This is a genomic window from Thiorhodococcus mannitoliphagus (genome assembly GCF_010915725.1).
In the GTDB taxonomy this organism is placed as follows: Bacteria; Pseudomonadota; Gammaproteobacteria; order Chromatiales; family Chromatiaceae; genus Thiorhodococcus; species Thiorhodococcus mannitoliphagus.
On record NZ_JAAIJR010000013.1, the window covers coordinates 64200 to 72047 of the forward strand.

The window sequence follows — 7848 nt, forward strand, 5'->3', positions numbered from 1 at the left end:
CTGCCCAAGATGTGGGTAAAGCTATGGGCATAACGAGCGGCTATTTCGGCTCGCTTCAGTCGGTCAGTACCGCTTGCGTCCGGTGATCCCGCCGAGGCCGTCTTTCCAGGCAAAGAAGGCCGCCTGACAGGTTCGCGGGGAGAAGGCCGTGCGCAGATAGGCGATGGTCAGAAGCAGGATGAAGAGGATGAAGAGGTAGCGCGTATACCGGGGAACGTAGATGATCTGCGCGAGCTTGCGGCGCATCATGAACCTGTTGCGCAGATCGTAATAGATCTTGAACGGTGAGTATGCCGAGCCCGGCTTGATCTTCTTGCTGAGGCGGGCGCTCTGCACGTAGATGACGGTCGTGTGAAAGGACGCCTTGAGTCCGAATAGGCCATCATCGCCGTAAACGAAGAAGTCCGTTTCCGGGAGTCCGACCTTGGCGAGAATGCTAGCGGAGACCAGCATGCCTTCGAAGCAGGCAACTTGCATAACACACCAGTCCTTTCCGTTGCGAAAGGAGAGATTGTGCAGCCCCGCCTGATAGGTTGTGATGGGATCGAAGACGTGCTCCCACTCATGCGCCGTCCCGTCTTGGTAGAGGACCAGTGGGTGGACGCACTCTGAGATTGATCGATAGCCCAGTAGCTTCTCGAGGCAGTCGGGCTCGGGCTCGACATCGTCGTCCAAGACCCAGTACCAATCGAAGCCGGCCTCCTGGGCGAGTCGCAGTCCTTCGTGAAAGCCACCCGCGCCGCCGGTGTTCTCCGGCATGCGTCGATAGGTGATCCGCGCGTCGCTGAGGTAACCTTTTGATTCGAGAAGCGCTTGGGTTCCGTCCGTGCTGTCGTTGTCGATCAGGAAGATGCGCTCGACCGAGACGGACTGCTGGAAGATTCCCCGCAGCGACTCGATGAGCATCTGCTTGCGGTTGAATGTGACCAGTACGACGGCGACGCGGTCACTTGTCGTCGACATGGTAAGATTTTCCGCGTACTAGGGTCATCAGGGCCGAGTAGATCCGATAGATGAGTGTCTTCTCAATGCGCTTGCGGTAGCGGTGGAAGCGCGATTCCATGATGTCATTCTGCTCGAGGATCGTGGAGAGCGCGAAGAGCTGGCCATAGTCGAGCGTGCCGTTCTGGAGGCTCTGCCGGACCCACTTGTTCACCATGCGCGACCGATATATATCGTGCAGGTCGCCGTCGGCAATAACGGAGTTGCCCAGGCCGTTCTTCACCTTCGGCCGTTGGTGCCAAAAGGCTAGGTATTCCGGGTGGACGGTGATGTCGAACCGCTCCAAGAACCGGATGTTGAACTCCCAATCGCCGATGACGGGGAGAGACTCGTCGAACATCCCGATCTCGTCCACTACGGACCGCTCGAACAGGAAGCAGACGGGGGTAAAGCGGTTCGAGGCCAGGAGCCTCAGCATGTCAATGGCGTTCAGCCAGCCGTTGAAGTCCTTGCGGCCGAGTTCGCGGATCTCCTTGCCCCGAATCTCTTCAAAGATGATCTCAGTGTGGCAGAAGACGCCTCGGGTATTCGGCCAGGTCTCGTTTTCTAGAACTTCGACCATGACGTCGAGAAAGGTTGGGTCCCAGCTGTCATCGTCATCCAGTACGACCAGGTAGCGCGACTGGGATGCCCGGATGCCGACGTTCGACGCGGCCTCCATGCCGAGCGATTGCTCGTTGTGGATGACTTTCAGGCGCCCCGCGTACTCGTCGCGATAGGGCTCAACCAGCGTTTCGATGTCTTTCGGATCACCTCCGTCGTTGACGATGACATGGATCCAGTTCGGGATCGTCTGGGCAAGAACCGTCTTGACGCAGCGGTCGAGCAGCAGGGTCCTGTTCTTGGTCCGGGTGACAATGGCGACGAGCGGATCCGTTTGATTCATCGTCTCTTCATGTACGACAGAGCAAAAGAGCGATTGATTGTAAGGAATGCCATATTCCTTTGCAAAGCGCGCGGGCATCGCCGCGAGGGCTTTCAGGATGCATATCGAGCCGCAATTCGACGAGGTGGAAAGACGGCGTATTCCTGCCTCGCGTTAGCCGTTCAGAGACCCCTTGACCGCAACCCCCCAGCGAGATGAGGATATGCCCGCATTCGCAACCCGATGATCCCGCGCCCCTGAGCGACCACAGCCTCAGCCAGCTTGATGAAGCCTACGTCCTGTCCTTGGACGAGGGGCGCCTGCGTGGTCTGTCGCTGCGGCTGTTGGCGGATCTCAAGGAAGCGCGCGAACGGTTGCGGCAGAATCCGACCAACAGGTCTCGCCCGCCCAGCAGCCGTGCGCCCTGGGAGCGCCCCTCGGCGGGGGATGAGAAGGCGCCGGACGAAGCAGAGGACGACGCGAGCACCTCCCCGGAGGATGATCCGCCCGGAACACCCGATGCGGATGCCGCAGAACGCGATTCGACCGGCACCAAGCCGCCCAAACCCAAACGCAAGCCCGGCAAGCAACCTGGCGCGCCCGGCTTCGGGCGCACCCAGGTTCTGCAGGCGCGGGAGACGCGCCACCATCATCCCGGCGTCTGCGAGGCCTGCGCCGAGGCGCTGCCGGGAGACGCGCCCAGTGTCGCCTACGCCGGCTTTCAATCGGTCGACCTGGTCTGGGGCAATCCAGAACAACCGGGCATGCACTTGCAGGTCACCGATCATCGTCTCTATGAAACCACCTGCGCCTGCACACGCGCGCACGCCCCGGCGAAGGGCTGGTCGAGGATCCGACCTTGGAACCGGTGACCTTAAGCGAATGGCGCCTGGTCGGGCCGGGGCTCGCGGCCCTGATCGTCGCCCTGCATCTGCGCTTTCGCATGTCGCGACGACGGATGCGGGAGTTTCTCCACGACTGGCTGGCCTTGAGCCTGAGCGTGGGCACCCTGGATCGCACCCTGCGCGAGGCCGCCGCTGCGGCGGCTCCGCTGGAAAAAGACTTGATCGAGGCGGTCGTGGCCAGCGACCTGCTGCACGCCGATGAGACCTCTTGGCCGCAAGGCGCCGAGTTGTTGTGGCTGTGGGTCTTTAGCAGCGCCACCGTCACCCTGTTCGTGGTCGGCAAGCGCGGGCCCGAGGTCCTCGATCGCATCCTGCCGGGCTTCACCGGCTGGCTGATGAGCGACGGCTGGCAGGCGTATCGCCATTTCCCCCGGCGGCTGCGGTGCTGGGCGCACCTCACGCGCAAGGCGCGCAGCCCTGACGCACGAACAGTTCGCCTAGCGGAGAAAGTCGGCCAATGAGCCGATGAGCCGGCGCGCAGGGTCGAGAAAGCGGAATCGGCGGGTCGTGCCTGGGCGAGAATGGCGCCGGAATTGGCGTTTTATGGGCGTCAGGCAACGGGCTAGCGCCACCTGCCGAGGCGACAAGTGGTGGCAAGTGCCAGCGCGCGGCAGTCAGATCAAGCGCAATCGGAAAGGCCGACTCAGGCGCTCTTGGACCTGCTGTGCATCGAGCCAAGGACCGGTGAGGGTGTTGCGGATAAAGCCGATCGCCGTCTGCACCCCGAGGGTTGCGAACAACCCGGCCAGTTCCTTGGAAAACCGCGCGAGCGTATTGATCAGGTGCTGCCCAAGCGCATCAGGTAGTGGTCGCCTTTCATGGCGTTCCAGTTCTTGGCGAAGGCGTGCTCGTAGGCGTAGCCCTGGTGTTTCTCGACCAGGAAGGCGCCTTCGATGCCCCAGCGGTAGCGTGCGCCGAGGTTGCAGCGGGTATGCACGTTGAGCCGATTGAGGGGACGACTGGAGATCCAGGCGTGTTTGCTGTGTTTAGTCACGATCTCCAAGGAGTCGGGATCGAGCGCTTCCCACTGTTCCCGGCAGACGACGACATGGATGTCGATGGCCTTCTTGGCGTTGGGTCCGTATTCGTAGCGGATCGCATTGACCCACTGGAAGTGCTGCCTTCGCTCGCCCCAGTGCTGTTGCATGCGATTGTCTTGCTGTTCGTGCGCCAAGCTGTGGTACTCCTGCCAGACGCTTGGCAACGAGCCGTCCTTGAGCACGATCATGAAGTCCCAGTGGTCGCCGCGGCAGCGTTCCAGGATCGGCCCGTTGGCATAGAGCCCATCGAGCAGCAGCATCACGCGCAGGCGGGGAAAGGCCTGTTTGATGCGCGCGGCGAGGCGATGAAAGGCCTTGCTCTCGCAGTCCTGCTTGCGCTGCTCGCCATCGCCTTGCTGGTATTCGAGAAACTTGAGTATTCCGGCCCAATCCGGCCACCCATTCTGATCGAAAGCGGCCACTGATTCCGATTCAATCCGGCCACCCATTCCGATCGAATCCGGCCAGTGATTCTGACGAATCCGGCCACCCTGATCGAGAGTGTCGCAACACGGGATAACCAACAGTAGGCTCCCCGGTTTTTTTGGAGGGGAGTCCATGCCGAGAGGTCGGTTATCCATGCGAAAAGTCCAAGAAGTCCTGCGCCTGAAGTTTGAAGCAGGGTTGTCACCACGAAAAATTGGGCGTGCCGTTGGGATCGGGCGAACAACGGTGTCAGAGTACCTCGCGCGTGCGCAGGAGGCCGGGATCACCTGGCCGCTGCCGGCGGGGATGGATGAGGCCGCGCTTGAGCGGCGGTTGTTCAAGGCACCGGGGGCAGCGGGTAAGCTGGCCGAGGCGCCGCCGGATTTCGCCACCGTCCACCGCGAGCTGCGCGGCCAGGGTGTGACGCTGTTTCTGCTCTGGCAGGAGTACCGCGAGCGCTTCCCCGAGGGCTACTCCTACAGCCAGTTCTGCGCGCGTTACGCCGAGTGGAAGGGCCACCTGGATGTGGTCATGCGCCAGAGCCACCGCGCCGGGGAGAAGCTGTTCGTCGACTACGCGGGCCAGACCGCGGCGGTGGTCGATCGCACCACCGGGGAGATCCGCGAGGCGCAGATCTTCGTCGCCGTGCTCGGGGCGTCCAACTACACCTACGCCGAGGCGACCTAGACCCAGGGGCTCCCCGACTGGATCGGCTCCCACGTGCGCGCCCTGGCTTTCTTCGGGGGCGTCACGGAGGTCATCGTCCCCGATAACCTCAAGAGCGCGGTGAGCAAGGCCCATCGCTACGAGCCCGATCTCAATCCCACCTATCAGGACTTCGCGACCCATTACGGCGTCGCGGTGATCCCGGCGCGCGTGCGCAAGCCGCGCGATAAGGCCAAGGCCGAAGGCGGGGTCCTGTTGGTCGAGCGCTGGATCCTCGCGCGGTTGCGCCACCAGAGCTTCTTCTCACTCGCCGCACTCAATGCCGCCATCGCCGAGTGCTTGGAGGTCCTCAACGCCCGTGCGTTTAAGAAGCTCGAGGGCTCGCGCCGCAGCCACTTCGAGGCCATCGAGCGCCCGGCGCTACGTGCCTTGCCGGCACGCCCCTATGAGTTCGCCGAATGGCGTAAGGCCCGCGTGGCGCCGAACATCCATATCGAGGTCGACGGCCACTACTACTCGGTGCCGCACACCTTGGTCAAACGCCAGGTCGACGTGCGCCTGAGCGCTACCACCGTGGAGGTCTTGCATCAGGGACACCGGGTCGCCGCCCACCCGCGCAGCCAACGCCGCGGCGGTTACACCACCGTCAAGGAGCACATGCCCGAAGCGCACCGGCGCTATCTGGACTGGACGCCGGAACGCTTGCTGCGCTGGGCCCAGAAGATCGGCCCCGCGACCGCCGCCGTGATCGAGCGCCTCCTCGCCGCCCGTACCCATCCCCAACAGGCCTTCAATGCCTGCTTCGGGGTGCTTCGTCTGAGCAACGGCTTCGGCGAGCCTCGCCTGGAGGCGGCCTGTGCCCGGGCACTGACCATCGGCACCCTGAGCTACAAGAGCATTGCCTCGATCCTGGAGAAGGGACTCGACCAGCGCCCGCTGCGCGAGCCTGAGCCACTCTCACTCCCGCTGGAGCACGCCAACCTGCGTGGCTCCGAGTACTACCACTAATCCCCCCCACCGGCCTTGCACACGCAAGGCCCCATCCACCCAAGAGGAGAACGATCGATGCTGATCCATCCGACCCTGGAGATCCTACAGAGCCTGCGCCTGCGCGGCATGCTCAAGGCCCTGCAAGAGCAGCTGCAGATGCCTGAGATCGACGCACTGAGCTTCGAGGAGCGCCTCGCACTGCTGCTCGAGCGTGAGGTCACCGAGCGCGAGAGCACCCGCCTGCGATCGCGCCTCAAACAGGCCAAGCTGCGCGAGAACGCCGCCATCGAGGACCTCGACGTGCGCGCTCAGCGCGGTCTCGACAAGACCCTGATGACGCGCCTGAGCGCCTGCCAGTGGATCGGCGAGCATCTCAATGTGCTCATCACCGGACCCACCGGCGTCGGCAAGACCTGGATCGCCTGCGCACTGGCCAACAAGGCCTGCCGCGAGGGTTTCAGCGCACGCTATGTCCGCCTGCCGCGACTGCTCCAAGAGCTTGGCATCGCCCGCGCCGATGGGCGCTACCCCAAGCTCCTCGCCGAGCTGGCCCGTACCGATCTGCTCGTCCTCGACGATTGGGGCTTGACCCCATTGAATGACGAGCAGCGCCGCGATCTGCTCGAGATCCTCGATGACCGCTTCAACGCGCGCGCAACGCTGGTCACGAGCCAGTTACCGATCGCCCACTGGCATGACTACCTCGGCGATCCGACACTGGCCGATGCGATCCTCGACCGCCTCGTGCACTGTGCCTACAAGCTCGATCTCAAGGGTGAATCGATGCGTAAGCAGGGCTCCACGTTGACACCCGAGCCCACGCTCGCGTAAGACTGTCACCCCCGTGTTGTGCACTCAGAACAGGGGTGGCCGGATTCGCCAGAATCACTGGTCGCTTTCCTTCGGATTGGGTGGCCGGATTCCGTCCGGAATCGGTGGCCACTTTCGCCGGAATACGCAAGAAACTCGCTCATCAACGGGATGACCATGCCGTTGCGAAAGCACAGGCTCGCCTCCAGCACAGAGACGCTGTACTGGTAGCGTTGCTCCTCGTCGCTGTCGGGAGCGACCTTGGGTCCGATCCTGCGCTGCAACAAGTGCTCGTCCCACAGGGTAGAGAAGGCGATCTTTTGGCTGCCGTCGATGCCGATGGGATAGCCGTTGTTGATCAGGGAGCGGGAGAACTTCTTGTTGCGGATGAGTTGAGTGACCAAGGCAAGATGGGCCTGCTCGATCTCACCCACATCGATGCGGCACAGCAGCCGGAACAAGGTATCGGCATGCGGCAGGCGGTCCAGCTGCGTGAACAGCAGCCGCAGGTTGTGCTCGAACATGGGTCGGGTGATCTCGGCGTTGGCGGCACGCCGCGATGCAGACTGAAAGACGAACACCAGGATGCCGTAGACCATCAGGACAGTGAGGCGGTGCTTGAGCTTGTTGGACGGAGCCGCTATCGCGGAGAAAGATAGAGCCACCCGCTGGCAGCCTATATCACATGCTCCCACCGAAACCGGCGTGATTGTCTGGGATGGGAGCATTTGCGGTAAGGATGAAACTGGTGTCTGTGGTGTAGGACAGCGGCCCGCTCGACGAAAGGACGTTGAGCACGTTAAGCTTGATCGCGACGCTGCAGCTGCCGGGAAATGCTCGCGCCAAATAAGCGACAACGATTCGCGGTCATGGCGGCAGCCGACACGGTTGAAGCACCCGCAACCCATCAAGAGCGCAACGCTTTGAATTTTATCAGGAAACAATGAAAGTCTGGCAGAGGTATTGGCGTAACGCCTTATTTTTAAAGAATAAATCTGCTTTCGACAGAAAAACGATATTTTCTTTAGCATCGCTTTCGCTTTTTGTCAATATTCCGGTTTCCAGTACAGCAATTCCCGCTGGCCGCAGCGTCGAGCGGTCGCGGGGGATGTAGCCCGGCGCTGGAGATCAACAGACAAACGCC

General features: G+C 62.3%; 8 protein-coding genes and 1 pseudogene. 4 read left to right on the forward strand and 5 right to left on the reverse strand.

What is annotated here, in order from left to right:
- Positions 1-63 precede the first annotated feature (63 nt).
- On the reverse strand, positions 64-963 hold the full coding sequence (locus G3480_RS05055) for a glycosyltransferase family 2 protein (RefSeq protein WP_164652584.1): 900 nt from the start codon (positions 961-963) through the stop codon (positions 64-66).
- On the reverse strand, positions 947-1888 hold the full coding sequence (locus G3480_RS05060) for a glycosyltransferase family 2 protein (RefSeq protein WP_164652585.1): 942 nt from the start codon (positions 1886-1888) through the stop codon (positions 947-949). Before G3480_RS05060 ends, G3480_RS05055 begins: the two co-directional genes overlap by 17 nt.
- A gap of 194 nt (positions 1889-2082) precedes the next feature.
- On the opposite strand from G3480_RS05060, the gene G3480_RS05065 reads away from it, so the two are divergent.
- Both G3480_RS05065 and G3480_RS05070 read left to right on the forward strand, forming a co-directional pair.
- Positions 2083-2739, forward strand: a complete 657-nt coding sequence (locus tag G3480_RS05065) for a hypothetical protein (protein ID WP_164652586.1) — start codon at positions 2083-2085, stop codon at positions 2737-2739.
- Positions 2736-3233: an IS66 family transposase gene (locus tag G3480_RS05070; protein WP_338114065.1), complete on the forward strand. Its 498-nt coding sequence runs from the start codon at positions 2736-2738 to the stop codon at positions 3231-3233. The genes G3480_RS05065 and G3480_RS05070 overlap by 4 nt, the downstream gene beginning before the upstream one ends.
- Before the next feature lie 153 nt (positions 3234-3386).
- Here G3480_RS05070 and G3480_RS28910 read toward each other — a convergent pair whose 3' ends face one another.
- Both G3480_RS28910 and G3480_RS05075 read right to left on the reverse strand, forming a co-directional pair.
- Positions 3387-3512 carry a hypothetical protein gene (locus G3480_RS28910; RefSeq protein WP_276611670.1) on the reverse strand — a complete coding sequence of 42 codons (126 nt, stop codon included), beginning with the start codon at positions 3510-3512 and terminating at the stop codon, positions 3387-3389.
- 38 nt (positions 3513-3550) lie between these two features.
- Positions 3551-4234, reverse strand: coding sequence for a hypothetical protein (locus G3480_RS05075; protein ID WP_164652588.1), 684 nt, complete (start codon positions 4232-4234; stop codon positions 3551-3553).
- A 136-nt stretch (positions 4235-4370) separates the two neighbouring features.
- On the opposite strand from G3480_RS05075, the pseudogene istA reads away from it, so the two are divergent.
- Together istA and istB are read left to right on the forward strand one after the other, a co-directional pair.
- Positions 4371-5912 (forward strand): annotated as a pseudogene (gene istA, locus G3480_RS05080) (IS21 family transposase).
- A 57-nt stretch (positions 5913-5969) separates the two neighbouring features.
- Complete coding sequence (gene istB / locus G3480_RS05085; protein WP_164652589.1) at positions 5970-6725, forward strand: IS21-like element helper ATPase IstB; 756 nt, start codon at positions 5970-5972, stop codon at positions 6723-6725.
- Positions 6726-6730: 5 nt separating this feature from the next.
- On the opposite strand, the gene G3480_RS05090 is transcribed toward istB, so the two are convergent.
- On the reverse strand, positions 6731-7369 hold the full coding sequence (locus tag G3480_RS05090; protein ID WP_164652590.1) for a transposase family protein: 639 nt from the start codon (positions 7367-7369) through the stop codon (positions 6731-6733).
- Positions 7370-7848: the final 479 nt, after the last annotated feature.